Source organism: Pseudomonas sp. GD03903 (assembly GCF_029840045.1).
Taxonomy (GTDB): domain Bacteria; phylum Pseudomonadota; class Gammaproteobacteria; order Pseudomonadales; family Pseudomonadaceae; genus Pseudomonas; species Pseudomonas pseudonitroreducens.
Genome location: NZ_JAOCBT010000021.1, coordinates 39,884 through 65,491, shown reverse-complemented (window position 1 = coordinate 65,491; position 25,608 = coordinate 39,884). Strand labels below are relative to the sequence as shown.

The window sequence follows — 25,608 nt, the reverse complement described above, 5'->3', positions numbered from 1 at the left end:
AGAGGCCTTCGATTTAGAAGAGCCCCAGTTTGCCATGGGGCTGATTGAGTGAAGCTAACGAACCAGCTCAGCCACGTTCAGGCTGGAAGCGCACCACGAAGCCATTGAGCTTCTGCTGCTTGCCCAACTGGTCGCGCAGGCGGTCCGCCTCGGCGCGTTCGACCACCGGGCCGACGAACACCCGGTTCATGCCGTCGAAGCTGCGCACATAGGCGTTGTAACCCTGGCTGCGCAGGGACTTCTGCAGTTCATCGGCGCGGGCGCGATTGGACAGGCTGGCCAGCTGTACCGACCAGCTCACCGGCAGATTGTTGCTGTCCAGGCGCTGCGCTGGCTGCTGCGCCGGTGCGGCCGCAGCGGCAGCCTGGGGCGCTGGCTGAGCAGGTTTGGGTGCGACGGGCTGCGGGGCCGGAGCTTTGGGTTGTGGCGCTTGCGCCTGCTGGGTCGGCAGGCTGGCGATAGGCGCGGCAGGCGCCTGCGCCGGCGCAGCTTCGGCCGGTGGCACGGCATTCTCCGCATCCTCGGCCTGCGGCTCGGGAACCTCGGTGGGCTGCACTTCGACCGTGGGCATGGCCGGCGGCTTGGGCATCACGGGCGCCTCGACGACCACCTGGCGCACATCGTCCTCGCGGGAGAACAGCATCGGCAGGAAGATGACCGCCAGCGCCAGCAGCACCAGCGCTCCGACTACCCGCTGCTTGAGCCCCTTATCGAGCAACGCCATGCACAACTCCCCTTAGGTGTACTTGATTGAGCAGCTTATTGAGCAGCCTTGGCGAGCCACTCCAGGGCATCCGCCACGCTGTAGAACGATCCGAACACCAGAATCTCGTCATCAGTGCCCGCTGCATCGCACTGCGCTACCAGCGCCGCGGCAATGTCGCCGTGGCAACTGACCTGCGCCCCGCGCGCCTGAAGCGCGGCTTCCAGTTCCTCGACAGGACGACTGCGGCCGGTGGGCAGTGGTGCAACGGCCCAATCCTGCACCAAGCCGAGCAGCGGTTCCAGTACGCCGTCGAGATCCTTGTCCGCCAACAGGCCGAATACCGCATGGCGCACGCCCTGGGGCGGCGCTGCACGCAGACGGCTGGCCAGGTATTGCGATGCGTGCGGATTATGCCCGACGTCGAGCAGCAAGTGGCGCTCTTCGCCGTGCCATTGCACGGTGCGGCGATCCAGGCGCCCGGTAACACGAGTGCGCAGCAGCGCGGCGACCAGTTGCTCGTGCTGCCACGGCAGGTCCAGCAGGGCGTAGACCTGCAAGGCCAGTGCCGCGTTCTCCATCGGCAGGTCAAGCAGCGGCAGATTGTGCAGCGACAACGCCTCGCCCGATGCGGAGCGACCACGCCAGTGCCAGTCGCCCTCGCCCATCGCCAGGTCGAAATCGCGGCCGCGCAGGACCAGCGGTGAACCCAGTTGGCGAGTCTGCTCCAGGATCGGTGCCGGCGGCTCCAGGTCGCCACACACGGCGGGCTTGCCGGCGCGGAAAATGCCGGCTTTCTCGGAGGCCACGCTTTCGCGGGTGTCGCCCAGCCAGTCGGTGTGATCGATGCCGATACTGGTGACCACGGCGACATCGGAGTCGATCAGGTTGACCGCATCCAGGCGTCCACCCAGGCCGACCTCCAGCACCACGGCATCGAGGTTGGCGCGTTCGAACAGCCAGAAGGCCGCGAGGGTGCCCATCTCGAAGTAGGTCAGGGAGATTTCGCCACGCGCCGCCTCGACGGCGGCGAACGCCTCGCAGAGCGCCTCATCGCTGGCCTCAAGACCATCGATGAGCACGCGCTCGTTGTAGCGCAGCAGGTGCGGGGAGCTATAGACCCCAACGCGCAGGCCCTGCTCGCCGAGCATCGCCGCGAGGAAGGCGCAGGTGGAACCCTTGCCGTTGGTACCGGTGACGGTCACCACGCGGGGCGCGAGACGCCCCAGGCCAAGCCGGCCGGCTACTTCACGGGAGCGATCCAGCCCCATGTCGATTGCCGTGGGGTGGAGTTGTTCGAGGTAGCTGAGCCAGTCGGCAAGGGTACGTTGGGTCATCCTGCGAGCGCGGTACTTGGAGTGTGGGTGAACTTGGCGAGCACCTTGGCCAGGCGCGGACGCAGCTTGGCACGGTGAACGATCATGTCGATGGCGCCGTGCTCCAGCAGGAACTCGCTGCGCTGGAAGCCTTCGGGCAGCTTCTCGCGGACGGTCTGCTCGATCACCCGCGGGCCGGCGAAGCCGATCAGCGCGCGCGGCTCGCCGACGATCACGTCGCCGAGCATCGCCAGGCTGGCGGAAACGCCGCCGTAGACCGGGTCGGTCAGCACGGAGATGAACGGAATGCCTTCTTCGCGCAGGCGAGCCAGTGCAGCGGAGGTCTTGGCCATCTGCATCAGCGAGATCAGGGCCTCCTGCATTCGCGCACCGCCCGAGGCCGAGAAGCAGATCATCGGGCAACGGTTTTCCAGGGCGTAGTTGGCAGCGCGCACGAAGCGCTCGCCGACGATGGAGCCCATGGAGCCGCCCATGAAGGAGAACTCGAAGGCGCTGACCACGACCGGCATGCCCATCAGCTTGCCACTCATGGAGATCAGCGCGTCCTTCTCGCCGGTGTCTTTCTGCGCAGCGGTCAGGCGATCCTTGTACTTCTTGCTGTCACGGAACTTCAGACGGTCGACCGGCTCCAGCTCTGCGCCCAGCTCCTCGCGACCTTCCTCATCGAGGAAGATATCGATGCGCGCGCGGGCGCCGATGCGCATGTGGTGATCGCACTTGGGGCAGACGTCGAGGGTCTTTTCCAGCTCCGGACGGTACAACACCGCCTCGCAGGACGGGCACTTGTGCCACAGGCCTTCCGGTACCGAGCTCTTCTTCGCCTCGGAACGCATGATGGAAGGGATCAGCTTGTCTACCAGCCAGTTGCTCATGCTCTCGTCTCCAGTGCAGGGACGCGGCGCGATGGGTTGCGCGTGCCCCTGAGCAAATTCATCGTCGCGGTTCCGAGCTCAAGGCTGGAACCCCTCGCAAACAAAGGCGCCGCCCGAGGGCGTCGCCATGAATACACCACTGGGTCGCCGGCGACAGCCACCGACGAGTCCCAAACGCTGCCGTGCAGCGATTGGGTAGTGGACGGCGGCAGGCCGCTCGTCGTCACATGAAGATTCCGCGTCACGCCACCGAACGACACTGGGCGATGAAGTCGCGGATCTTCTGCGCATCCTTGATGCCCTTGCTTGCCTCCACCCCGCCGCTCACGTCCACGGCATAGGGGCGCACCTGGGTGATCGCCTCGGCCACGTTGGCGACCGTCAGGCCGCCGGCCAGAATCAACGGACGCTGTACGTCCTGCGGCACCAGTGACCAGTCGAAGGCCAGCCCGGTTCCGCCAGGGACGCCTTCCACATAGGTATCGAGGAGGAAACCGCTGGCCTGCGGATAGTTCGCGATCTGCGCCGCCACGTCGTCGCCCGGTTTCACGCGCAAGGCCTTGAGGTAACGCTTGTGCCAGCCCGCACAGGCCTCCGGCGTTTCGTCGCCATGGAACTGCAGGACATCCAGCGGCACCGCATCGAGGATTTCCCCCAGCTCGCAGCGACTGGCATCGACGAACAGGCCGACGGTACTGACGAAGGGCGGCAACGCCGCAACGATTGCCCGCGCCTGCTGGATGCTCACTGCCCGCGGACTCCTGGCGTAGAACACCAGGCCGATGGCGTCGGCGCCCGCTTCGGCGGCCGCCAGGGCATCCTCGACTCGGGTAATACCGCAGATTTTGATGCGAACGGCAGACAAGATGCAGCAACCTTCAGGCAAGTGATCGATCGATGGTAGCAAATGACCCTGGCAACGTCAGCCAACGACATCCGGCAAACTTGAAAGGAAATGTGGCCCCAGGTAGCGCTCGGGCAACACGAACTCCTCCGGGTATTCCACGCGCACCAGGTACAGCCCGTAAGGGTGCGCGGTGACACCCCCGGCGCGGCGATCTCGCGCCTCCAGTACTTCGGCCGCCCACTCCACCGGCCGCTCACCGGCGCCGATGGTCATCAGCACACCGGCGAAGTTGCGCACCATGTGGTGCAGGAAGGCGTTGGCGCGAATATCCAGCACGATGAAGCGGCCGTGCTCGATCACCTCGAGGTGATGCACGGTTTTCACCGGCGACTTGGCCTGGCACTGCACGGCACGGAACGAGGTGAAATCATGGGCGCCGACCAGCGCCCGGGACGCTTCGCGCATGCGCGAAGCGTCCAGCGGACGGTGATTCCAGGTGACCTCCTCGGCCATGTGCGCCGGGCGGATCTGGTCGTTGTAGATCACATAGCGGTAGCGCCGTGCCATGGCGCTGAAGCGCGCATGGAAATGTGCCGGCATCACCTTGGCCCAGGTCACGCTGATATCGTTGGGCAGGTTGGCATTGGTGCCCATGACCCAGGCGATGAGCGAGCGCTCGGCGGTGGTATCGAAATGCACCACCTGCCCGCTCGCGTGCACCAGCGCGTCAGTGCGCCCCGCGCACATCAACGAAACGGGGTGATCAGCCACCCGGGACAGGGCCTTTTCCAGCGCCCCCTGCACGGTTGGCACACCATTCTCCTGGCGCTGCCAGCCGCGATAACGCGAGCCTTTGAATTCGACGCCCAGGGCAATCCTGGAAACGCCAACGGCGGCCGAATCGGCCGCCGCTGAGAGTACTGCTTCAATCATCTATATGGAGCCTTCCGGCTCAGGCGATACGCCCGAGCAGTTCACGCGCTTCCTGCTGCTGGTTGTCGTTACCCTCGGTGAGTACTTCGTCGAGGATGTCGCGGGCGCCTTCAGTGTCGCCCATGTCGATGTAGGCACGCGCCAGGTCGAGCTTGGTAGCCGCTTCGTCAGCGCCGGAGAGGAAGTCGAAATCGTCCTCGTCGTCGGCAGCCTCGCCCGGCAGGTCCAGGTCGCCAGCGGCGAAGCTGTCTTCAACCGGCGGTGCGACTGGCGCTTTGGGTTCGTCGTTCTGCGCGGAGAGGCGATCCAGTTCGGCGCTCACTTCGTCCAGTTGCGCAGCGAAGCTGTCATCGGCCTTGGCCGGCAGCGGCTGGTCATCCGCCAGGGACAGGTCGAAGTCATCCGGCAGGTCATCGACCTGAGGTGCCTTGCTGTCGATATCCAGGCTGAACTCCTCGGGGCTCACGCCGGACAACGAGGCAGTGTCATCGTCCAGGCTCAGCAGGAAGTCATCTTCCGCCGAAGCCAGGGTGGAATGCGCGTCCTTCTCCAGGTCGCTATCCAGGTCCAGGGAGAAATCGCTCAGATCGTCGACCAGCGATGGAGCCTCGACCTTGGCAGCCGGCTCTTCCGGCAGGTCCAGGTCGAAGGCGAAGTCGTCCTCGACCTTGTTCGCGCTCGGCGCCTCGGCCGGCGAGTTGCCCAGGCTCAGGCTGTCGTCCAGATCGAAGCTGCCGAAGGACAGCTCATCGCTCGGCTGCGCGGCCGGGGCGGCCGGCTTGTCTTCGCCCAGGTCGAGGTCATCGAGCGCCAGGTCGAAGGCATCGTCCAGATCGCCGTGGGGCTGAGCAGCAGGCTCTGCAGCGGCGCTGGGGGTATCGATGGCAAAGTCGTCCAGGCTGAAGCCGTCGAGGTCATGCTCATCATCGGCAGCCGCCGCGGCAGCAGCCAGCCCGCCACCTACGGCAGCGAGGGTGACCATGCCCGGGTAGCGGGATTTCAGTTGCTCGACCTGCGGTTCGGCACCGCCGATTTCGCGCAGCTCGTTTTCCTGGCGGGCGAAACCTTCGCGGTCACCGATCTCGGCATAGACCTCCATCAGCTTCAGACGCAGGTCAGCACGTTGCGGCTCGTCGTAGATGGCGCCCTGGAGCAGTTCGGCGGCCTGGTTGAAGCGGCCGTAGGCAATGTAGATATCCGCTTCGCCGAGCGCGTCGCTGGTCTGCGCGGCAACACGCTCGGGCGCAGCTTGCGCCGGGGCGGCGACTTCGGCGGCCTGCGGTACGTCCAGGGTGTCGAGTTCGCTGCCGGCGAGGGCCAGGTCATCGTCCAGGTGCGGCTCGTCGTCACCGGCGTAGGCAGCAAGGCTTTCCTGCTCCTTGGCGGCGCGACGGCGGGAAATGATCATCAGCAGGACCAGCAGCGCCAGCAGCGCGCTGCCGGCGATGGCGCCCAGCCAGATCGGGTTGGCCAGGATCTCGTCGATGAAGCTGGTCTCGGCCTGCTCGACCGGCACCGCGACGGGAGCGGGAGCAGGTTGCGGCTTCTGCGCCTCAGGCGCGGGGGCCGGCGCAGCAGGAGCCGGGGCTGGTGCCGGAGCCGGAGCCGGTTGTGCTTCGGCAGCCGGGGCTGGCGGCGTGCCCGCATCCCCGCCCGGGGTCGGTGCAGCCGGTTGTTCTGCTACCGCAGGAGCCGGCGGAGTAGCCGGTTGGGCGGCCGAATCGGCACCCGGCACCGGAGCAGGCACGGCAGCCGCGCCATTGGCGGCGGACTTGTCGCTGCCCAGTTCGCTCTGCAGCTTCGCCAGCTGCGCATCCTTCAGCGCGATGAGTTTCTGCAGCTTGTCCATCTGGCTCTGCAGATCGGTCATGCGGCTGGTCAGCTCGTCGTTCTCGCGACGGGTGCTGTCGAGACTTTCCTTGGTGACGGCCAACTTGTCAGCGACGGCCTGACCGTCCTTGCTGCCCTTGTCGCCACCCTTGGCCTTGCCGTTTTCGCCGGAAAGCAGGCGCAGGCTGTCCTTGCTATCAGCCTGGGCCGGGGCGTTACCGGCATTGGCGCGCGGAGTGGCGTCCAGCTGGCGAGCGCCGCCAGTGGGCAAGCTGCGGCCTTCACGCCAGGCGGTGTATTGCTGGTTGACCTCGGTGACCGCTGCCGGCTGGGTGCGCGCCTTGATCTGCTCCGCATCGGGCAGGCGCAGTACCTGGCCACTCTTCAGGCGGTTGATGTTGCCGCCAAGGAAGGCATCGGGGTTGAGGTCCTGGATCGCCAGCATGGTCTGCTGCACGGAAACGCTGCCATCCGGGCGCGCACGCGCGGCGATTTCCCAGAGGGTGTCGTTCTTGCCGGTACGGTACTCGTTGCCTTCCAGGCGACGAGACGGCGCAGGCGCCGCAGCGGGGCGCGGCGCGGCAGCGGCCGACGGGCGCGGTGCTGCCGTGGCGGCCGGACGCGCCACCGGAGCCGGCGCCGCCATCGGCGCGCGCGGCACCGCGGCAGCGGTCTGCGGGGAGTACAGCGGCGGGTCCAGCAGCACGGTGTATTCACGCAGCAACCGGCCATTGGGCCAGAGCACTTCCACGAGGAAGTTGAGGTAGGGTTCCTGCACCGGCCGGTCGGAGGTCACGCGAATGACGCTCTTGCCGTTCGGCTTGACGATGGGAGTGAACTTCAGCCCGGTCAGGAAATACTGGCGGTCGACGCCAGCCTTGCTGAAGTCTTCCGGCGAAGCCAGCTTCGGGATTACCTCGGCCGAGGACAGGTCACGAACTTCGACCAGTTCGATCTCGGCGTCCAGCGGCTGGTTCAGTGCCGAACGCAGGTGGATGTCTCCCAACCCCAGCGCATGCGCCATGCCCGAGGTCAGTGCCGAAGCAGCTGCGATTGCCTGCACCAGTTTACGAAGCCGGACCATATATTAATCCCTTGTTTTAATAGCTTTTTTCTGGATTAGAACGACGTCTATCGGGCGCCGCTGCCCACTACACCCTCCGTTTTCACGGTGGTGCTCTCCCCTGTCAGCGACGTTCCCGGCCAGTATTGCCAAGCTAGAATACTTCTTCAAATATTCGGTAAGTATCTTTTACAGATAGTGTTTTATCAACAATTCGCCCAAGTTCACAGCATTTAGGGCTGCGCCTTTTCTCACATTATCTGACGCAATCCACAAATTCAGTTCGCACGAATCTGTCAGACCGGTCCGTAGGCGACCGACGTAGACACTATCCTGCCCCTGTGCATCGCCGATGACAGTCGGGTAGTCGTCTTCCACCACCTCGATGCCTTCGGCTGCCTCCAGCGCGGCACTGACGGCGGACAGCGAGATCGGCGCCGCAGCCTTGATGGACAGCATCAGGGCATCACCGAAGAACACCGGTGCCAGGCTGCAGGCCACGCTCAGGCCGCCCTTCAGTTCAGGGAACAGTACCGAGAGCTCTGCCGCGATGCGCCGCTCGACCGCGGAATAACCCTGCGCATCGACAGCGCCCAATTGCGCCAGCATGTTGAAGGCGAACTGGCGATCCAGCAGGCGCGGCTCCAGCGGGCGGGCATTGAGCAGCTCGGCAGTCTGCCGCGCCAGTTCCTGCACACCCTCGCGCCCCAGGGCGGAAGCGGACAGGCAGGCGGCCACATTCACCTGGCGAAGCTCCAGCACGCCACGCAGCGCGGCAAGCACTTCGGCAACCTCGGCGGCCGGTGCCGCCGGAGCGGCAATCAGCGCGGGAAGCGACAGGGTTTCGACGGCATCGCCGTTCACGCAGGCCTGGGCCAGCAGTGCAGCGGTGTTGTTCAGCGAGGCACCACTGAGATCGATCACGCTGCAGCCGGCCGCGCCGGCACGGGCAGCACAGTCGGCGGCGGCTTCGGCGCCCACGGAGAGGAAGGCCAGGCGCACCTTGGCGAAGTCGAACTCATCGAGTTTGGCGACCCGGATGTTGCGCCCACGGAAGGCTATCGACTTGCCGGCGGATTCACCGCTGGCCAGCAGATACAGATTGGCGACGGGGAAGTCGCGCTCTTCCAGCAGTTCGACCAAAGCCTCGCCAACGAGTCCTGTGGCGCCAACTACGGCAATGTCGAGTGTTTCAGGCATCGGGGTCTCACAATCGGTGGGAAAAGTAGCGCAGCACTTTACTGCCCCCACCGGCGGCGAAGCAATCGAGGGCCCCGCCGCCTATCGCCGCAGCTCAGGGGTGCGGCGCGCCATCCGCCGCCTGGGCGGTCAGCGGTGCGGATGCCTGGGCGACTTCCGCCGCAGCCTGGGGGTTGCCCGCAGGTGAAGCGACCTGGGCCTTGGCGCGATCCTGCTCGGCCAGACGCGCGATCAGCCCGGCGATCTGCGAGTCCTTCAGCTCGATCAGCTTGTTCAGCTTCTGGGTCTGGCTTTCCAGGTCGGAAATCCGGCTGCGCAGCTCCTCGCCCTCGCGGCGCGCACTGTCCAGACCCTCCTGGGCCACAGCGAGCTGCTCGGCGTCGACCTTGCCCTTGTCCTTGCCTGGCTGGCCGGAGACCAGGCGCAGGTTGTCGCGCTCTTCCGCCTTTGCCGGCGCACTCCCCGCCTCGGCCTTGTGGGTGGCGTCGAGTTGCCGCCCCTGCTGGGCCGTTTCCGGATTGCGCTTGGCCTTCCACTGCGAATTCTGGGTTTCCACATGCGCCACTGCCTGGGCATGGGTCTGCTCACGAACCTGCTGTTCGCTGGGCAGACGCAGCACCTGGCCGACCTTGATGCGGTTGATGTTGCCGTCGACGAAGGCATCCGGGTTCATCCGCTGGATCGCCGCCATGGTCTGCATGACCGAGACGCTGATGGACGGGCGATTGCGCGAGGCGATGTCCCACAGCGCGTCATTGCGCTGGATCCGATAGCTGTCCGCGGCCGGCGCGCTGGCCACCGACGGTGCCAGCGGCTGCGCCTGCGCTGCGCGCACTGCGGCAATCGGCGCGATGGCCGGCGGCACCACCGGGCTGGCCACATAGGTCGGCGGGTCCAGCAACAGGGTGAATTCGCGCACCAGACGCCCCTGCGGCCAGACGACCTGCAGGACGAAATTCACGTAGGGCTCGCGAATCGGCTTGGACGAGCTGACATGAATGACGCCACGGCCATTCCCGCCGAGGTCGGGCGTGAACTTCAGCCCGCTGGTGACCACATTGCGATCCACCCCCAGGCGCTCGAAGTCTTCTGCCGAGGCGAGGCTGACCACGACTTCCTCGGAGCTCAGGTCTGCCGTGCCACGCAGGTCGATATTGGCCGAAAGGGTCTGCCCCAGCGCCGCGCGCGAGGAAATGTCGCCCAGTTCCAGTGCGCCCGCCATGCCCGGCATGAAGGCTGCCGCCACCGCCGTCGCCAACCACAATCTGTGTAACCGAGCCATTTTCTCCCCCGCTGCTTGCTTGCCGTCGGCCGGCACGAAAAGGCGCGCCGAAACCTGTCCCCATGGACGGGCTGCGAGGATAGCGACTGGTTCCCGGTGGCTTTTCCGGGTGCGTCACAGAAACTGGCGCCAAAGTACCGGCAGCCAGACGGACTGGCGTTTTTGTGCGGCGGTTCACCTACACAACCGGAACTTCTCGTGCTCCAGAAAGCACAACGCCGGCACTGGGCCGGCGTTGCGAGGTCACGCGGGGTGGATCAGCGCTCCAGCAGGATACGCAGCATGCGGCGCAGCGGCTCGGCAGCGCCCCACAGCAGCTGGTCGCCGACGGTGAAGGCGCCGATGTACTGCGAGCCCATGTTGAGCTTGCGCAGACGGCCGACCGGAACGCTCAGGGTGCCGGTAACGGCCGCCGGAGTCAGTTCGCGCATGCTGATTTCACGCTGGTTGGGGATCAGCTTGACCCACGGGTTGTGCTGGCTGATCAGGCCTTCGATGTCGGCCATCGGCACATCCTTGTTCAGCTTGATGGTCAGCGCCTGGCTGTGGCAACGCATGGCGCCGATGCGCACGCAGATGCCGTCGACCGGGATCGGGTTCTTGAAGCGACCGAGGATCTTGTTGGTCTCGGCCTGGCCCTTCCACTCTTCGCGGCTCTGGCCGTTGGGCAGTTCCTTGTCGATCCACGGGATCAGGCTGCCGGCCAGCGGCGCACCGAAGTTCTCGGTGGGCATGGCGTCGCTGCGAATGGCCTCGGCGACCTTGCGGTCGATGTCGAGGATGGCGCTGGACGGGTTGGCCAGGTCATCGGCGACGGAGGCGTTGATGGCGCCCATCTGCTTGATCAGCTCGCGCATGTTCTGCGCGCCGGCGCCCGAGGCCGCCTGATAGGTCATGGCGCTCATCCACTCGACCAGGCCAGCCTCGAACAGGCCACCCAGGGCCATCAGCATCAGACTGACGGTGCAGTTGCCGCCGATGTAGTTCTTGGTGCCGGCATCCAGCGAGTTGTCGATGACCTTGCGGTTGACCGGGTCGAGAACGATGACCGCGTCATCCTGCATGCGCAGGCTGGAAGCAGCGTCGATCCAGTAACCCTGCCAGCCGGCTTCGCGCAGCTTGGGGAAGACTTCGCTGGTGTAGTCGCCGCCCTGGCAGGTCAGGATGACGTCGAGGGTTTTCAGTTCCTCGATGCTGTAGGCGTCTTTCAGGGGGGCAATGTCCTTGCCAATGGACGGACCTTCGCCACCCACATTGGAGGTGGTGAAGAACACCGGCTCGATCAGGTCGAAGTCCCGCTCTTCCAGCATCCGCTGCATGAGCACCGAACCCACCATGCCACGCCAACCGATCAGACCTACACGCTTCATCGCTACTACACCTTCAAATATTTAGAGGGCCGTCGTTCCCGCCTTCCTACAAAAGTGCGGGAACGAGCGAGCCGAACAGATTACAGATTCCGCAGAGCCGCGACTACCGCATCGCCCATTTCGCGGGTACCGACCCTGGTGCAGCCTTCGGACCAGATATCCCCGGTACGCAGACCCTGGTCGAGCACCAGGCTCACGGCCTTCTCGATGGCGTCGGCGGCAGCACCTTCATTGAAGGTGTAGCGCAGCATCATCGACACCGAGAGGATGGTCGCCAGCGGGTTGGCGATGCCCTTGCCGGCGATGTCCGGCGCGGAACCATGGCAAGGCTCGTACATGCCCTTGTTGTTCGAGTCCAGCGAGGCGGAAGGCAGCATGCCGATGGAGCCGGTGAGCATGGAAGCCTCATCCGACAGGATGTCGCCGAACATGTTGTCAGTGACCATCACGTCGAACTGCTTGGGCGCGCGGACCAGCTGCATGGCGGCGTTGTCGACGTACATGTGCGACAGCTCGATATCCGGGTAGTCCTTGGCGACTTCCTCGACCACTTCGCGCCACAGCTGGCTGGAAGCCAGGACGTTGGCCTTGTCCACCGAGCAGAGCTTCTTGCCACGCACGCGGGCCATGTCGAAGCCGACGCGGGCGATGCGGCGGATTTCGCTTTCGCTGTACGGCAGGGTGTCGTACGCCTGGCGCTCGCCATTCTCCAGCACGCGCTGCTCGCGCGGTTGGCCGAAATAGATGCCGCCGGTCAGCTCGCGGACGATGAGGATGTCCAGGCCGGCGACCACTTCGGGCTTCAGGCTGGAGGCATCGGCCAGTTGCGGGTAGAGGATGGCCGGGCGCAGGTTGCCGAACAGGCCCAGTTGCGAACGGATCTTCAGCAGGCCGCGCTCGGGGCGGATGTCACGCTCGATCTTGTCCCACTTCGGGCCGCCCACGGCGCCCAGCAGCACAGCGTCGGAGTTGCGCGCGCGTTCCAGGGTCTCGTCGGCCAGCGGTACGCCGTGTTTGTCGATGGCGGCACCACCGATCACGTCTTCGGTCAGCTCGAAGCCCAGGGCGAACTTGTCGTTGGCCAGCTCCAGCACCTTGACCGCTTCGGCCATGATTTCCGGGCCGATACCGTCGCCGGGAAGAACCAGAATCTGTTTGCTCATGAAATGTTTTCCTTCGGAAAAAGCTGCAGGCCGCAGGCTTCAGGCCACAGGCTTTTTCTTACTGCCTGTAGCCTGCCGCCTGCAGCCGTTATTTGATTGCCCAGAGCACCAGCACGTCAGTGCTGAAAGAACCCTCGGCGTCGATCTCGAAATACTCGCGCACCTCGTCGCCCATCGAAAGCTGCAGGGCACGAATGGCCTGGCGCATCACTTCGGGCGTACGCATGCGCTCGACCCAGGAGGTGAACTCCAGGCGCAGGCGCTGACGCTTGGCAGCGGTCACCGCAAGCCCAGCCTCGCCCACTAAGCGCGCCCACTCCGACGGCGAGTAGTCACGCACGTGGCTGGTGTCGCGCAGGACCTCGACAGTCTGCAGATAGGTGTCCAGCAGAGGCAAGCCGGGCGCTGCGACATCGATGAAGCAGGCCACGCCACCCGGCTTGAGCACCCGGCGCACTTCGCGCAGCGCCTGGCCAACATCCCGCCAGTGGTGCGCGGAATAGCGGCTGAAGACGAAGTCGAACTCGCCCTCTTCGAACGGCAACTGCTCGGCGCCGCCACAACGCGTGGCGATGTTGCCCAGGCCGCGCTCGGCGGCGGCCGAAGCCACCACGTCGAGCATCTGCTGGGACAGGTCGTAAGCCACCACTTCGCCAGCCAGCGGCGCGACGTTGAAGCTCACGTGCCCTGCCCCGCAACCCAGGTCCAGCACGCGCGCACCGTTAGTCGCCGACAGTCGCTCGCGCAGCTGGGCGAATTCCTCGCCCTGGGCGTGTACGGCACTGGTCAGGTAAGCGCTGGCCTGGGCGCCGAACTGGCGCTGGACCACTTGCTCGTGACGACTCTCGGTCATGACTGTCTCCTTGGCTTGCGGCTGCTGCGGCGCCATCAGGCGTCGCGGAATAACCAGGGCTGCTGCTGTTTATAACCACCTTCGAAACTGCGGATGGCGTCGGCGTCCTGCAGGGTCAGGCCGATGTCGTCCAGGCCGTTGAGCAGGCAGTGCTTGCGGAACGCGTCCACCTCGAAGCTGTACTGCTTGCCGTCCGGACGGGTCACGGTCTGCGCGGCGAGGTCGACGGTCAGTTGGTAACCCTCGGTGGCTTCGCACTGGGCGAACAGCTCGTCCACTTCTTCGTCCTTCAGGATGATCGGCAGCAGGCCGTTCTTGAAGCTGTTGTTGAAGAAGATGTCGGCGAAGCTCGGCGCGATCACGGTGCGGAAGCCGTACTCGTCCAGCGCCCACGGCGCGTGCTCGCGGGAGGAGCCGCAACCGAAGTTCTCACGGGCCAGCAGCACGCTGGCGCCCTGGAAACGCGGGAAGTTGAGAACGAAGTCCTGGTTGATCGGGCGCTTGGAGTTGTCCTGGTTCGGCTGGCCGACGTCCAGGTAACGCCACTCGTCGAACAGGTTCGGGCCGAAGCCGGTGCGCTTGATCGACTTGAGGAATTGCTTGGGGATGATCTGGTCGGTGTCGACGTTGGCGCGGTCGAGCGGCGCGACGAGACCGGTGTGCTGGGTGAATGCTTTCATCTCTGGTCTCCTCAGGCCTGCATCAATTCACGTACGTCGATGAAACGACCGGTCACGGCTGCCGCGGCGGCCATCGCCGGGCTCACCAGGTGGGTACGACCACCGGCGCCCTGGCGGCCTTCGAAGTTGCGGTTGGAGGTGGAAGCGCAGTGCTCGCCGCTCTCCAGGCGGTCCGGGTTCATCGCCAGGCACATGGAGCAGCCCGGTTCACGCCACTCAAAGCCGGCTTCGATGAAAATCTTGTCCAGGCCTTCCTGTTCGGCCTGGGCTTTCACCAGGCCCGAGCCCGGTACGACCAGCGCCTGCTTCACGGTAGCGGCGACCTTGCGGCCCTTGGCCACGGCGGCGGCGGCGCGCAGGTCTTCGATGCGCGAGTTGGTGCAGGAGCCGATGAACACGCGGTCCAGCTGGATATCGGTGATCGCCTGGTTGGCGTTCAGGCCCATGTACTTGAGGGCGCGGGTGATGGAATCGCGCTTGACCGCATCCGCCTCGGCAGCCGGGTCCGGCACGTTCTGGTCGACGGCCAGGACCATCTCGGGCGAGGTGCCCCAGCTGACCTGCGGCTTGATGTCCTCGGCACGCAGCTCGACGATGGTGTCGAAGTGCGCATCGGCGTCGGAAACCAGGTCGCTCCAGGCTTCGACGGCCTTGTCCCAATCGCTGCCTTGCGGCGAGAACGGACGACCCTTCACGTATTCGACGGTCTTCTCGTCGCACGCCACCATGCCGACGCGGGCGCCTGCCTCGATGGACATGTTGCAGATGGTCATGCGGCCTTCCATGGACAGGTCGCGGATGGCGCTGCCGGCGAACTCCAGGGCATGGCCGTTGCCGCCCGCGGTGCCGATCTTGCCGATCACTGCGAGGACGATGTCCTTGGCGGTCACGCCGAAGGGCAGTTTGCCTTCCACGCGAACCTGCATGTTCTTCATCTTCTTGGCGACCAGGCACTGGGTGGCGAGCACGTGCTCCACTTCGGAGGTGCCGATGCCATGGGCCAGCGCGCCGAAGGCGCCGTGGGTCGAGGTGTGCGAGTCGCCGCAGACCACGGTCATGCCCGGCAGGGTCGCGCCCTGCTCCGGGCCCACCACGTGGACGATGCCCTGGCGAATGTCGTTCATCTTGAATTCGAGGATGCCGAAGTCATCGCAGTTCTCGTCCAGGGTCTGGACCTGGATGCGCGACACTTCGTCGGCAATGGCCGCGAGGCCGCCCTTGCGCTCGACCTGGGTGGTCGGCACGTTGTGGTCCGGGGTGGCGATGTTGGCATCGATGCGCCACGGCTTGCGGCCGGCCAGGCGCAGGCCTTCGAAAGCCTGCGGCGAGGTCACTTCGTGAAGGATGTGACGGTCGATGTAGATGAGCGACGAACCATCGTCACGGCGCTTCACCTCGTGCATTTCCCAGAGTTTGTCGTAGAGCGTCTTGCCGGCCATCAGAGAGTCCTCATCAGCGTCTTTCTATGCCCCTTGGGCTTGTGGGGATGATCCTATGGAAAGGCACCGAATAACTCAAATTCATATTTTTCATCCGAAGGATTCCCATAAGGAATGCGACAAGCTATAAGCTTCAAGCTGCAGGCAAAAACGCTCCGCCCGCTGTTGCCTGCAGCCTGACACCTGACGCCTGGAGCCGCCCCGATGGACCTGACCAGCCTCAACACCTTCCTCGCCATCGCCGAGTCCGGCAGCTTCTCCGAAGCCGGCGAGCGCCTGCACCTGACCCAGCCGGCGGTGAGCAAACGCATCGCCGCCCTGGAAAACCAGCTGGGCGTGCGCCTGTTCGACCGGGTTGGCCGCGAAGTGACGCTCACCGAGTCCGGGCGCGCCCTGCTGCCGCGCGCCTACCAGATTCTCAGCGTGCTGGACGATACCCGTCGGGCACTGACCAACCTCAATGGCGAGGTCAGCGGTCGTCTGGTCCTGGCCACCAGCCACCACATCGGCCTGCACCGCCTGCCGCCGTTGCTGCGCGCTTTCACCAAGGCCCACCCGCAGGTGGCACTGGACATCCAGTTCTGTGACTCGGAAGTGGCCTACGAAGAGATTCTCCATGGCCGCGCCGAACTGGCCGTGATCACCCTCGCCCCGGAAACCGCCGAACCCGTGCGCGCCGTGCCGGTATGGGACGACCCGCTGGACTTCGTCGCCGCCCCGGAGCACCCGCTGTCCGTGCAGGGCCCGGTGTTCCTCGCCGATGTGGCGCGGCACCCGGCGGTATTCCCCGGCGGCAACACCTTCACCCACCACATCGTGCGGCGCATGTTCGAAGCCGAAGGCCTGACGCCGAACATCGGCATGAGCACCAACTACATGGAGACCATCAAGATGATGGTTTCCATCGGCCTGGCCTGGAGCGTCCTGCCGCGCACCATGCTCGATGACAGCGTCGTCCGCCTGCCGCTGCAGGACATCCAGCTCAGTCGCCAACTGGGCTACATCCTGCACACCGAGCGCACCCTATCCAACGCCGCGCGGGCCTTCATGCGCCTGCTCGACGCCCAGGCGGCCGGGCTTGCGCCTGTCGCGGCCTAACCTCTATTGTTCTGACAGAACTAGAAGAAGGGGCCCGAATGCCCGTCCGCACGCCACCTCGCGTTAGCCGGCCTCGATTGACCGGCGCCGCCAGCCATCGGGGAAGCGCCGCATGAACCGCGCCCCGCGTACGCCCCCGTTCGCCACCGACGGCCAGGACCAGTTCGCCAAGGCCTTTCATACCGCGCCTGACGCCATGGTCATCACCGACCGCGACAGCGGTAAATTCCTCGAATTGAATGCCAGCTTCGTCGACCGCTTCGGCTGGAGTCGCGAGGAAGCGCTTGGTCGCACGTCCGTGCAGCTTGGCCTGTGGCGCAGCCTCGACGAGCGCCAGCGCATGCTCGAGCGGATGGCCGCCGAACAGCAACTCGACGGTTTCGAAGTCACCTTGCTGACGCGCACCGGGGAGATCCGCAGTGCCCGCGTCTACGGCTGCCAGATCGAACTGGACGAGCAGCCCTGCCTGGTCCTGACGGTACGCGACATCACCCACGTGCGCGCCCAGGAACAGGCCCTGCGCGACAGCCAGGAGCGCCTCGACCTGGCCCTGGATTCCGCGCAACTGGGCATCTGGGACTGGCACATTCCCAGCGGCCTGCTCTACGGCTCGGCCCGCGCTGCCGTCCTGCACGAATTGCCTGATCGGGATTTCCACGGGCCCTTCGGCGAATTCTTCGCCTGCGTCGACAAGAGCGACCGCCAGCGCATGCGCCAGGCCTACGCGCGGCTGGCCCGCGGGCCGGAGAACGACTACCAGTTCACCTACCGTGCCCAGCTCGACTCGGGCGAAGTCCGCTACCTGGAAAGCCGCGCACGCCTGTACCGCAATGCCCACGGTAAGCCGTTGCGCATGGCTGGCACCCTGCTCGACATCACCGAGCGCGTACTGCGCGAGCGCAGCCTGCAGGCCTCGGAGGAGAAGTTCGCCAGTCTGTTCCAGGGCAGCCCTGACCCGATCTGCGTGTCCAGGGTGCGCGACGGCGAATTCGTCGAAGTGAACCCCAGTTTCTGCAGCACCTTCGGCTGGCTCGCCGAGGACATCATCGGCCGCTCATCCCACCAGGTCGCCTTCTGGGCCGACCACCACCAGCGCTCGCGACTGTTCGAGCAACTGATGCGCGACCACTCGCTGCAGAACGTCGAGGTGCAGTTCCTCACCCGCGAGGGCCAGACCATCACCTGCATGGTCGCCAGCCGGCTGATCTGGGTCGACCGCCAGTTGTGCATTCTCTCCAGCTTCCGCGACGTCACCCGGCGCCTGCAGGCCGAGGCGGCGCTCAAGGCCAGCCAGGAAAAGTTCGCCAAGGCGTTCCACTCCAGCCCCGACGCCATCACCATCACCGAACGCGAGACGGGCCGCTACATCGAAGTCAACGAAGGCTTCCACCGCCTCACCGGCTACCGCACCGACGAAGTGATCGGGCAGACCGCCCTGGGCATCAATATCTGGGCCGACCCGGACGAGCGCCTGAACATGATCGCCGCGCTGAACCGCGACGGCTTCGTCCACCACCTGGAAATGCGCGGCCGCCACCGCGACGGCACGATCAAGACGGTGGACGTGTCGGTGGAGCCGATCGAGCTGGGCGGCGTGAACTGCCTGCTGCTGACCGCCCGCGACACCAGCGAACTGCGCGAGGCCGAGGCGCGCATTCAGCACCTCGCCTACCACGACGCGCTGACCGACCTGCCCAACCGCGCCCTGCTGATGGATCGCCTCAAGCAGCAGATCGCCCTGCTGCAACGCCACAGCCTGCGCGGCGCGCTGCTGTTCCTCGACCTCGACCACTTCAAGCACATCAATGACTCGCTCGGCCACTCGGTCGGTGACTCCATCCTGCAGATGGTCACCGCGCGCCTGGAAGCCAGCGTGCGCCAGGAAGACACCGTGGCGCGCCTGGGCGGCGACGAGTTCGTGGTGCTGATCACCGGTATCGAGGGCAGCCGCCTGGAGACCGCGCAGCAAGTGCGGCAACTGGCGGAAAAGCTGCGCGACCTGCTGGCCGAGCCGATGCTGCTGGACGGCCACCGCCTGCAGATCACCCCGAGTATCGGTATCGCGCTGATCCCCGACGACGGCGCGACCCCCGACGACCTGCTCAAGCGCGCCGACATTGCCATGTACCGCGCCAAGGACGCCGGGCGAAACACCGTGCAGCTGTTCCACGAATCCATGCAGCAGGCCGCCAGCGAGCGCCTGCGCCTGGAGAACGGCCTGCGCATGGCCCTCGCCCGGCGTGAATTCAACCTGCACTACCAGCCGCAGGTGGACACCCGCGATTCACGTATCGTCGGTGCCGAGGCGTTACTGCGCTGGCGCCACCCGACTCGTGGCCCGCAATCGCCGGCCAGCTTCATCCGCGTCCTGGAAGACAGCGGGCTGATCGTCGAGGTCGGCCAGTGGGTCATCGAGGAGGCCTGCCGCACCGGCGCGCAGCTGCTCGCCGAGGGCCGCATCGACATCGAGAATTTCAGCCTGAGCGTGAACATCAGCCCGCGGCAGTTCCGCCAGAGCGACTTCGTCGAGCGCCTGCTGGCGCTACTGCACAAGACCAGGCTGCCAGCCAGCCTGCTGAAACTGGAGATCACCGAGGGCATCGTGATCCAGCAACTGGACGACACCATCGCGCGCATGGAACGCCTGCGCGAGGTTGGCGTGCGGTTCGCCATGGACGACTTCGGCACCGGCTACTCATCGCTCACGTACCTCAAGCGCCTGCCGGTGGACAGCCTGAAGATCGACCAGAGTTTCGTGCGCGACGCCCCCAACGACAGCAACGACGCGGAAATCGTCCGCGCCATCATCGCCATGGGCCACAGCCTCGGGCTGGAACTGGTGGCCGAAGGCGTGGAAACCCCCGAACAGCTGGCGCTGCTGACCGAACAGGGTTGCCACCTGTACCAGGGCTACCTGTTCAGCCGCCCGGTGCCGCTGGAGGACTTCATCGCCCTGCTGCCCCGGCGCGACTCACAACAGGTGACGTAAGGCCCGCTACTCGGCGGGCCGCAACTCCGACATCACCACCATCACCTGCGCCTCGTCGGCTTCACCGTCGTTGAGGTAGAGGTGGCCGACGCTGCTGTCGAAGTACGCCGTCTCACGCGGGCCGATGCTTACCGACTCGCCTGTCTCGAACTGGATGCGCACGCGGCCGGCCACCACCATGGCGAACTCCTGGCCGGGGTGGCGGACGTAATCATCGAACTCGCCCACTTCGCGGGCAAAGATGCGCGCGTACAGTGGCGTCATGCTGCGCTGCGGGAAATCACCGGCGATGGGGTAGTACTCGTAGCCCCCGGTGTCGTAACCGCCAGCGTCATCGACACGGGTCTTCACGAACGTCTTCAGTCCCGCCAGCACTCCGACGGGCGGCAATGGGCGGAACAACTGGGCGATATCCACCTGCAAGGCGCGGGCGGCGGCGGCCAGCTTGTCATAGCTCACCGCGACCTGCGCCAACTCCATCTTCGACAGGGTGGAAACCGCCACCCCAGACAGGTCGGAGAGCTGTTTCAGGGTCAGCTTCTGTTGCTTGCGAACCGCCCGCAGGCGCGCACCGACTTCGTCTCGATCCAGTTGCTGGGGTTTGGCTAGTATCTGCGCGGTTTCGCTCATGGGACATCTCGTGAGGGGGCCGACGAAAGTTTACCGGGCCTTGCCTTTGGCGCAAAAATTCTCATATCTTAGATTTCTCACATAAGAGAATACCGGCAGAAGGCCCTTGCAGTGAGCCATTTCGATTTCGTCATCATCGGTGCCGGCATTGCCGGTGCTTCTCTCGCCTACCGCCTGAGCGAGACCCACAAGGTGTTGGTGCTGGAACGCGAAGAGCAGCCCGGCTACCACGCCACCGGGCGCTCCGCGGCAATGTTCATGGAGGCCTACGGCACGCCGCAGATCCAGGCGCTGACCCGCGCCAGTCGCGCCTTCTACGAGAATCCACCGGCAGGTTTCAGCGAGCACCCGATCCTCACCCCGCGCGGCTGCCTGTACGTCGGCGGCCCCGAGGACATCGAGCGGCTGAACCAGGCCGAAGCCACGCCCGGTGTCGAGCGCATCAGTACCGAACAGGCGCTGGAGCTCCTCCCGGTGCTGCGCGCCGACGCGATCATCGGCGCGCTCTACGAGGCAGATGCGCGCGATCTCGACGTCCATGCATTGCACCAGGGCTACCTGCGCGCGCTGCGCCAGCGTGGCGGCGAGTTGCGCTGCAACCGCGAGTTGCTCTCCGCCCGATACGCGAATGATGGCGGCTGGACGCTGCAACTCAGCCATGGCGAAGTCATACAGGCCGCGCAACTGGTCAACGCTGCCGGCGCCTGGGCCGACCATGTGGCCGAGCGCTGCGGCATCCGCCCCGTCGGCCTGCAACCCTGCCGGCGCACCGCCTTTACCTTCGCCGTGCCGGAAGGTGTCGATGTCAGTCGCTGGCCGACCGTCATCGGCATCGATGAAAGCTTCTACTTCAAGCCGGACGCCGGCCAACTGCTCGGCTCGCCCGCCAATGCCGATCCGGTGCAGGCCCAGGACGTGCAGCCCGAAGAGCTGGATATCGCCATCGGCGTGCACCACATCGAGGAGCACACCACCCTGGCGATCCGCCGGCCGAACCACAGCTGGGCCGGCCTGCGCTCATTCGTCAGTGATGGCGACCTGGTGATCGGCAGCGATGCCCGGAACCCGGCGTTCTTCTGGCTGGCCGCCCAGGGCGGCTACGGCATCCAGTCCGCCGACGGCGTCTCGCGCCTGGCCCAGTCGCTGCTGCTCGGCCAGCCGCTCCCCGAATCCCTGCGCCTGGAAGGCGTCGACCCCCAGCGCCTGAGCCCGGCGCGCCTGCGTTGAATTCCCCCGGAGACTTACCCATGAGCGATATCCAGCGTTTTCCCAGCACCCTGCCCTTCCCTTTCTCCCGCGCCGTGAAGGCCGGTGGCTTCCTGTTCCTCTCCGGCCAGGTGCCGATGACCGCCGACGGCCAGGTGGTGAAGGGTGACATCCAGACCCAGACCGAAGCGGTGATGACCCGCATCGCCGAGAGCCTGGAAGCCTGCGGCGCCAACTTTTCCCAGGTGGTGAAGGCCACCGTGTGGCTGTCCGACATGACGCACTTCGCCGGCTTCAACGAGGTGTACAAGCGCTACTTCGACCAGGGCCTGCCGGTACGCTCCTGCGTGGCTTCGGCCCTGGCGCTGGGCGTGGATGTCGAGGTGGAAATCCAGGCCTACGTCGGCGCAGCGTGACCCCTTTCGGCCCCGCCGCGAGCGGGGCCGCTCGCATAACAACAACAGAGTCTCGATCATGAAAACCAGTCTCAAGCTCGGCGGAGCCTACATCGGCCTGGTGGTGGGCGTCGGCTTCGCCTCGGGCCAGGAGATCCTCCAGTTCTTCGGCGGCTTCGGCATCATGGGCCTGGCGGGCGCGCTGGTGGCGCTGGCACTGTTCGCCTTCCTGCTGATGAACCTCTACCAGATCGGCAGCCGCCTGCAGACCCAGTCGCACAAGGAAGCCATGGAGTACATCTGTGGCAAGCCGCTGGGCCGCGTCGTCGACCTGATGCTGACGTTCTTCCTGTTCGGCACCATGGTGGTGATGTTCGCCGGCGCCAACTCCTCCTTCGAACAGCAACTGGGCATCGGCCACTCCATCGGCGGGATGGTCCTCGGCGTGCTGACCATCATCACCGTGTGCCTGGGCCTGAAGCGGGTGATCACCCTGATGAGCCTGATCACCCCGGTACTGATGATCATCGTGGCGATCATCGCCATCTACGCGCTGACGCATATCCACAAGCCGCTGGCGGAGCTGGAGCAGATTGCCCAGGCCGTGCCGCATCCGGCGCCCAACTGGCTGCTCGGTGCGCTGCTCTACGTCTCCTACAACGTCGCCGCCACCGCGGCGGCCGTGGTGGTGATGGGCGGCAGCGTGGCGAACCTGCGCACCGCGGCAATGGGCGGAGTATTCGGCGGTATCGGCGTCGGCGTGCTGATTCTCGCCATGGCCCTGGTGATGCTGGTGCAGATCGACGTGATCGGCGGCAGCGCCATTCCCACCCTGCTGCTGAGCAACAACATCGCGCCCTGGTTCGGCGACGTGATGCTCGCCCTGCTGCTGGTGAAGCTGTACTGCACCACCAGCGGTTTCGCCTACACCCTGGCCGCACGCTGCGCCGCCTATGGCGTGCCGTTCCGCGTTGCCACCGTGGTCGCGGTGGTGCTCGCCTTCATCGCCAGCCAGGTCGGCTTCGTCAAGCTGGTGGGTCTGGTCTACCCGGCCATGGGCTACCTGGGCTTCGTGCTGATGGCGGCCATCGTCATCGCCTGGTGGCGCAATCGTTCGGCACCATTGCCGGACCAGCAGAAAGCCTGATCGGCAGCCGATCGAGGTACCAACGAAAACGCCCGTCTCCTGCGAGACGGGCGTTTTGCTTTGCGGCTACGGCCCGGCTAGTACCGGGGCGCCTCTCAGCCTTCGATGGCCGGGTTCTGGCCGTTGATGGCGATCCGCTTGGGCTTGGCCTCTTCCGGAACGATGCGTACCAGCTCGACACTGAGCAGGCCGTTCTTCAGCGATGCGCCCTGGACCTCGATGTGATCGGCGAGGCGGAACGACAGCTTGAAGGCGCGCTGGGCAATGCCCTGGTGCAGGTAGGTGACGCTCTCGGAAGCCTTTTCGCGCTTGCCGCCATGGACGGTCAGCACACCGCGCTCCACTTGCAGCTCCAGGTCTTCCTCCTGCAGGCCGGCGGCGGCGATGACGATGCGGTACTGGTCGTCACCATGCTTCTCGACGTTGTAGGGCGGGTAGGAACTGCCGCTTTCACTGCGCAGGGCGGATTCGAACAGATCATTGAAACGATCGAAGCCAACGGACTGGCGGAACAGCGGGGCGAGGGAAAGGACGTTGCTCATTGCGAATCTCCTGAAAATTTCAGCAAGGTATGATCGGGAGCCTGACATCAGAACTCCGGTGCGGGACCCGTCTTCGGCCTCCCGCAGGAACATAGATTGGGCTGCCCGAATCCATTTCAAGCCCCCTTCGCCACAGGATGATTTTCCATGGACAAGGTCATGCTGATCACTGGCGCCAGTCGCGGCATCGGCGCTGCCACCGCGCTGCTCGCTGCCGAACGCGGCTTCGCCGTGGCGCTCAACTATCGCCGCGAGCAGGAAGCGGCCCAGGCGCTGGTCGCACAGATCACCAGGGCCGGAGGCGACGCACGCGCCTTCGCCGCTGACGTGGCGAACGAGGAAGACGTGCTGCGACTGTTCCGCGAAGTGGACGAACACTTCGGCCGTCTCGACGCACTGGTGAACAACGCTGGCATCCTCGAGCGCCAGATGCGCCTCGAAGACATGGACGTGGCACGCCTGCAGCGGGTGTTCGCGGTGAATGTCACCGGCACCTTCCTCTGCTGTCGCGAGGCGATCAGACGCATGGCGCGCAAGCACGGCGGCAACGGCGGAAGCATCGTCAATGTCTCGTCGATGGCTTCGCGCCTGGGCTCGCCCAACGAGTACATCGACTACGCCGCCGCCAAGGGCGCGGTGGACAGCCTGACCATCGGCCTGGCCAAGGAAGTGGCGGCAGAAGGCATCCGCGTGAATGCCGTGCGACCAGGGCTGATCAGGACCGAAATCCACGCCAGTGGTGGCGAGCCGGGCCGCGTGGAACGCCTGCAATCGGCGATTCCGCTGGGGCGCGGCGGCGAGGCCGCGGAAGTGGCGCGGGCGATCCTGTTCCTCGCCTCGGACGAGGCGAGCTACTCCACCGGCAGCTTCGTCGACGTCAGCGGCGGCCGCTAAGCGTTTTTCTGTAGGAGCGAGCTTGCTCGCGAACCGCCCAACACCGATGTGCCGGGAGGAACCGCGTTCGCGAGCAAGCTCGCTCCTACGAAGAGCAGATCAGGCGGCTGCTTCGATCTCGACCTGGAGCATCCGATCCAGCACATCGCAATCATTCTCGCGGCGCACCTGGGCAAACAGCTCCACGGCTTCGGGATAACTGCGGGTGAGCATCCCCAGCCACTGCTTCAGCCGCCCCGGCGCATAGCGTGGCGCCAGCTTGCGCCGGGCCTGGCGCCAGAAGTCGTCGAGCAGCACGCGCACCTCGGACCAGGGCATCGGCACCACCTCGCGGCCATCGCGCCAGGCGGCGATCTGCCGGGCGAGATCGGGGCGTGATACCAGCCCGCGGCCGAGCATGATATCGGCCACACCGCTGATGGAGCGACAACGGTGGTAATCCTCGAGGGTCCAGACTTCGCCGTTGGCGAACACCGGCACCTTTACCGCATCGGCGACCTTCGCCACCCATTCCCAATGCGCCGGCGGCTTGTAGCCGTCGGCCTTGGTCCGCGCGTGGACCACCACGTGGGCTGAGCCGGCGTCGGCCAGGGCGCGGGCGCAGTCGATGGCGCCGTCCGGGCTGTCATAGCCCAGGCGCATCTTCGAGGTCACCGGGATGTGCGCCGGCACCGCACGGCGCACGGCCTCGATGATGCTGAACATCAGCTCGGGCTCCTTCAGCAGCACCGCGCCGCCACGGGAACGGTTCACCGTCTTCGCCGGGCAGCCGAAGTTCAGGTCGATCACCGGGGCACCCAGCTCGCAGGCCTGCACGGCGTTTTCCGCCAGCAGTTGCGGGTCGGAACCGAGCAGTTGCACACGCATCGGCACGCCGGCGCGGGTCCTGCTGCCGTGCGCCAGCTCCGGCGCGAGCGCCAGGAAGGACGACGGCGGCAACAGTCGGTCGTTGATGCGGATGAATTCGGTGACGCACCAGTCGATGCCGCCGACGCGGGTCAGCACATCGCGCAGGATGTCATCTACCAGCCCCTCCATCGGGGCCAGGGCGATCTGCACGGAAAAATCTCGGGAAATGGCGAAGGCCGCGGATTGTAGGGAATGCGCCGCGCCGGGAAAAGCGCAGCGCGACGGA

General features: G+C 65.7%; 22 protein-coding genes. 6 read left to right on the top strand and 16 right to left on the bottom strand.

What is annotated here, in order from left to right; all coding sequences use genetic code 11:
• Positions 1-67: 67 nt before the first annotated feature.
• The 13 genes from N5C91_RS25595 to leuC form a co-directional block, all read right to left on the bottom strand.
• Entirely contained in the window at positions 68-724 is a 657-nt protein-coding gene (locus tag N5C91_RS25595; protein WP_236198558.1) for an SPOR domain-containing protein, read from the bottom strand.
• 35 nt (positions 725-759) lie between these two features.
• Positions 760-2,040, bottom strand: coding sequence for a bifunctional tetrahydrofolate synthase/dihydrofolate synthase (gene folC / locus N5C91_RS25590; RefSeq protein ID WP_279832892.1), 1,281 nt, complete (start codon positions 2,038-2,040; stop codon positions 760-762).
• Entirely contained in the window at positions 2,037-2,912 is an 876-nt protein-coding gene (accD, locus tag N5C91_RS25585) for an acetyl-CoA carboxylase, carboxyltransferase subunit beta (RefSeq protein ID WP_279832891.1), read from the bottom strand. Before accD ends, folC begins: the two co-directional genes overlap by 4 nt.
• Before the next feature lie 241 nt (positions 2,913-3,153).
• Complete coding sequence (locus N5C91_RS25580) at positions 3,154-3,777, bottom strand: phosphoribosylanthranilate isomerase (protein WP_279832889.1); 624 nt, start codon at positions 3,775-3,777, stop codon at positions 3,154-3,156.
• A 57-nt stretch (positions 3,778-3,834) separates the two neighbouring features.
• Positions 3,835-4,692, bottom strand: a complete 858-nt coding sequence (gene truA, locus N5C91_RS25575; RefSeq protein ID WP_279832888.1) for a tRNA pseudouridine(38-40) synthase TruA — start codon at positions 4,690-4,692, stop codon at positions 3,835-3,837.
• Between the two features lie 19 nt (positions 4,693-4,711).
• The gene (locus N5C91_RS25570) at positions 4,712-7,606 is read right to left on the bottom strand and encodes a FimV/HubP family polar landmark protein (RefSeq protein ID WP_279832887.1); all 2,895 of its coding nucleotides are present in this window, start codon (positions 7,604-7,606) and stop codon (positions 4,712-4,714) included.
• A gap of 168 nt (positions 7,607-7,774) precedes the next feature.
• Positions 7,775-8,785, bottom strand: a complete 1,011-nt coding sequence (locus tag N5C91_RS25565) for an aspartate-semialdehyde dehydrogenase (RefSeq protein ID WP_279832886.1) — start codon at positions 8,783-8,785, stop codon at positions 7,775-7,777.
• Between the two features lie 94 nt (positions 8,786-8,879).
• Positions 8,880-10,067, bottom strand: coding sequence for a FimV/HubP family polar landmark protein (locus N5C91_RS25560; protein ID WP_279832884.1), 1,188 nt, complete (start codon positions 10,065-10,067; stop codon positions 8,880-8,882).
• A gap of 257 nt (positions 10,068-10,324) precedes the next feature.
• Positions 10,325-11,437, bottom strand: coding sequence for an aspartate-semialdehyde dehydrogenase (asd, locus tag N5C91_RS25555; RefSeq protein ID WP_236170979.1), 1,113 nt, complete (start codon positions 11,435-11,437; stop codon positions 10,325-10,327).
• 80 nt (positions 11,438-11,517) lie between these two features.
• Positions 11,518-12,600, bottom strand: coding sequence for a 3-isopropylmalate dehydrogenase (gene leuB, locus N5C91_RS25550; protein ID WP_279832881.1), 1,083 nt, complete (start codon positions 12,598-12,600; stop codon positions 11,518-11,520).
• 88 nt (positions 12,601-12,688) lie between these two features.
• The gene (locus tag N5C91_RS25545) at positions 12,689-13,453 is read right to left on the bottom strand and encodes a class I SAM-dependent methyltransferase (RefSeq protein ID WP_279832880.1); all 765 of its coding nucleotides are present in this window, start codon (positions 13,451-13,453) and stop codon (positions 12,689-12,691) included.
• Between the two features lie 35 nt (positions 13,454-13,488).
• Positions 13,489-14,133 (bottom strand): 3-isopropylmalate dehydratase small subunit, encoded by a 645-nt coding sequence (leuD, locus tag N5C91_RS25540; protein WP_236170982.1) that lies wholly within the window; start codon positions 14,131-14,133, stop codon positions 13,489-13,491.
• Between the two features lie 11 nt (positions 14,134-14,144).
• Positions 14,145-15,572 (bottom strand): 3-isopropylmalate dehydratase large subunit, encoded by a 1,428-nt coding sequence (gene leuC / locus N5C91_RS25535; protein ID WP_236170983.1) that lies wholly within the window; start codon positions 15,570-15,572, stop codon positions 14,145-14,147.
• Positions 15,573-15,776: 204 nt separating this feature from the next.
• Between leuC and N5C91_RS25530 the strand changes: the two genes are divergently transcribed.
• Entirely contained in the window at positions 15,777-16,670 is an 894-nt protein-coding gene (locus tag N5C91_RS25530; RefSeq protein ID WP_017520368.1) for a LysR family transcriptional regulator, read from the top strand.
• A 112-nt stretch (positions 16,671-16,782) separates the two neighbouring features.
• Entirely contained in the window at positions 16,783-19,659 is a 2,877-nt protein-coding gene (locus N5C91_RS25525; protein WP_279832877.1) for a GGDEF domain-containing phosphodiesterase, read from the top strand.
• 6 nt (positions 19,660-19,665) lie between these two features.
• Here N5C91_RS25525 and N5C91_RS25520 read toward each other — a convergent pair whose 3' ends face one another.
• Positions 19,666-20,289, bottom strand: coding sequence for an XRE family transcriptional regulator (locus N5C91_RS25520; RefSeq protein ID WP_279832875.1), 624 nt, complete (start codon positions 20,287-20,289; stop codon positions 19,666-19,668).
• A 111-nt stretch (positions 20,290-20,400) separates the two neighbouring features.
• Between N5C91_RS25520 and N5C91_RS25515 the strand changes: the two genes are divergently transcribed.
• Genes N5C91_RS25515 through N5C91_RS25505 form a run of 3 tightly spaced genes read left to right on the top strand, consistent with a single transcriptional unit; the run spans position 20,401 to position 23,037 of the window.
• Positions 20,401-21,516 carry an FAD-binding oxidoreductase gene (locus tag N5C91_RS25515; RefSeq protein WP_236170986.1) on the top strand — a complete coding sequence of 372 codons (1,116 nt, stop codon included), beginning with the start codon at positions 20,401-20,403 and terminating at the stop codon, positions 21,514-21,516.
• Positions 21,517-21,536: 20 nt separating this feature from the next.
• Positions 21,537-21,911 carry a RidA family protein gene (locus tag N5C91_RS25510; RefSeq protein ID WP_236170987.1) on the top strand — a complete coding sequence of 125 codons (375 nt, stop codon included), beginning with the start codon at positions 21,537-21,539 and terminating at the stop codon, positions 21,909-21,911.
• Positions 21,912-21,969: 58 nt separating this feature from the next.
• On the top strand, positions 21,970-23,037 hold the full coding sequence (locus N5C91_RS25505) for a hypothetical protein (protein WP_279832871.1): 1,068 nt from the start codon (positions 21,970-21,972) through the stop codon (positions 23,035-23,037).
• Positions 23,038-23,132: 95 nt separating this feature from the next.
• On the opposite strand, the gene N5C91_RS25500 is transcribed toward N5C91_RS25505, so the two are convergent.
• The gene (locus tag N5C91_RS25500) at positions 23,133-23,579 is read right to left on the bottom strand and encodes an Hsp20 family protein (RefSeq protein ID WP_236170989.1); all 447 of its coding nucleotides are present in this window, start codon (positions 23,577-23,579) and stop codon (positions 23,133-23,135) included.
• Between the two features lie 147 nt (positions 23,580-23,726).
• On the opposite strand from N5C91_RS25500, the gene N5C91_RS25495 reads away from it, so the two are divergent.
• Positions 23,727-24,473, top strand: a complete 747-nt coding sequence (locus N5C91_RS25495) for an SDR family oxidoreductase (protein WP_279832869.1) — start codon at positions 23,727-23,729, stop codon at positions 24,471-24,473.
• Between the two features lie 99 nt (positions 24,474-24,572).
• Here the strand turns inward: N5C91_RS25495 and N5C91_RS25490 are convergent, their stop codons facing one another.
• Positions 24,573-25,532 (bottom strand): tRNA-dihydrouridine synthase, encoded by a 960-nt coding sequence (locus N5C91_RS25490; RefSeq protein WP_236170991.1) that lies wholly within the window; start codon positions 25,530-25,532, stop codon positions 24,573-24,575.
• Positions 25,533-25,608: the final 76 nt, after the last annotated feature.

Bases quoted from the DNA above. Each gene is read 5' to 3' on its own strand.
- N5C91_RS25525 (WP_279832877.1), top strand. From the start codon at position 16,783: ATGAACCGCGCCCCGCGTACGCCCCCGTTCGCCACCGACGGCCAGGAC.
- leuB (WP_279832881.1), bottom strand. From the start codon at position 12,600: ATGAGCAAACAGATTCTGGTTCTTCCCGGCGACGGTATCGGCCCGGAA.
- N5C91_RS25545 (WP_279832880.1), bottom strand. From the start codon at position 13,453: ATGACCGAGAGTCGTCACGAGCAAGTGGTCCAGCGCCAGTTCGGCGCC.
- folC (WP_279832892.1), bottom strand. From the start codon at position 2,040: ATGACCCAACGTACCCTTGCCGACTGGCTCAGCTACCTCGAACAACTC.
- asd (WP_236170979.1), bottom strand. From the start codon at position 11,437: ATGAAGCGTGTAGGTCTGATCGGTTGGCGTGGCATGGTGGGTTCGGTG.
- N5C91_RS25520 (WP_279832875.1), bottom strand. From the start codon at position 20,289: ATGAGCGAAACCGCGCAGATACTAGCCAAACCCCAGCAACTGGATCGA.
- N5C91_RS25565 (WP_279832886.1), bottom strand. From the start codon at position 8,785: ATGCCTGAAACACTCGACATTGCCGTAGTTGGCGCCACAGGACTCGTT.
- accD (WP_279832891.1), bottom strand. From the start codon at position 2,912: ATGAGCAACTGGCTGGTAGACAAGCTGATCCCTTCCATCATGCGTTCC.
- N5C91_RS25530 (WP_017520368.1), top strand. From the start codon at position 15,777: ATGGACCTGACCAGCCTCAACACCTTCCTCGCCATCGCCGAGTCCGGC.
- N5C91_RS25505 (WP_279832871.1), top strand. From the start codon at position 21,970: ATGAAAACCAGTCTCAAGCTCGGCGGAGCCTACATCGGCCTGGTGGTG.
- N5C91_RS25510 (WP_236170987.1), top strand. From the start codon at position 21,537: ATGAGCGATATCCAGCGTTTTCCCAGCACCCTGCCCTTCCCTTTCTCC.
- N5C91_RS25495 (WP_279832869.1), top strand. From the start codon at position 23,727: ATGGACAAGGTCATGCTGATCACTGGCGCCAGTCGCGGCATCGGCGCT.
- truA (WP_279832888.1), bottom strand. From the start codon at position 4,692: ATGATTGAAGCAGTACTCTCAGCGGCGGCCGATTCGGCCGCCGTTGGC.
- N5C91_RS25595 (WP_236198558.1), bottom strand. From the start codon at position 724: ATGGCGTTGCTCGATAAGGGGCTCAAGCAGCGGGTAGTCGGAGCGCTG.
- N5C91_RS25500 (WP_236170989.1), bottom strand. From the start codon at position 23,579: ATGAGCAACGTCCTTTCCCTCGCCCCGCTGTTCCGCCAGTCCGTTGGC.
- N5C91_RS25570 (WP_279832887.1), bottom strand. From the start codon at position 7,606: ATGGTCCGGCTTCGTAAACTGGTGCAGGCAATCGCAGCTGCTTCGGCA.
- leuD (WP_236170982.1), bottom strand. From the start codon at position 14,133: ATGAAAGCATTCACCCAGCACACCGGTCTCGTCGCGCCGCTCGACCGC.
- N5C91_RS25560 (WP_279832884.1), bottom strand. From the start codon at position 10,067: ATGGCTCGGTTACACAGATTGTGGTTGGCGACGGCGGTGGCGGCAGCC.
- leuC (WP_236170983.1), bottom strand. From the start codon at position 15,572: ATGGCCGGCAAGACGCTCTACGACAAACTCTGGGAAATGCACGAGGTG.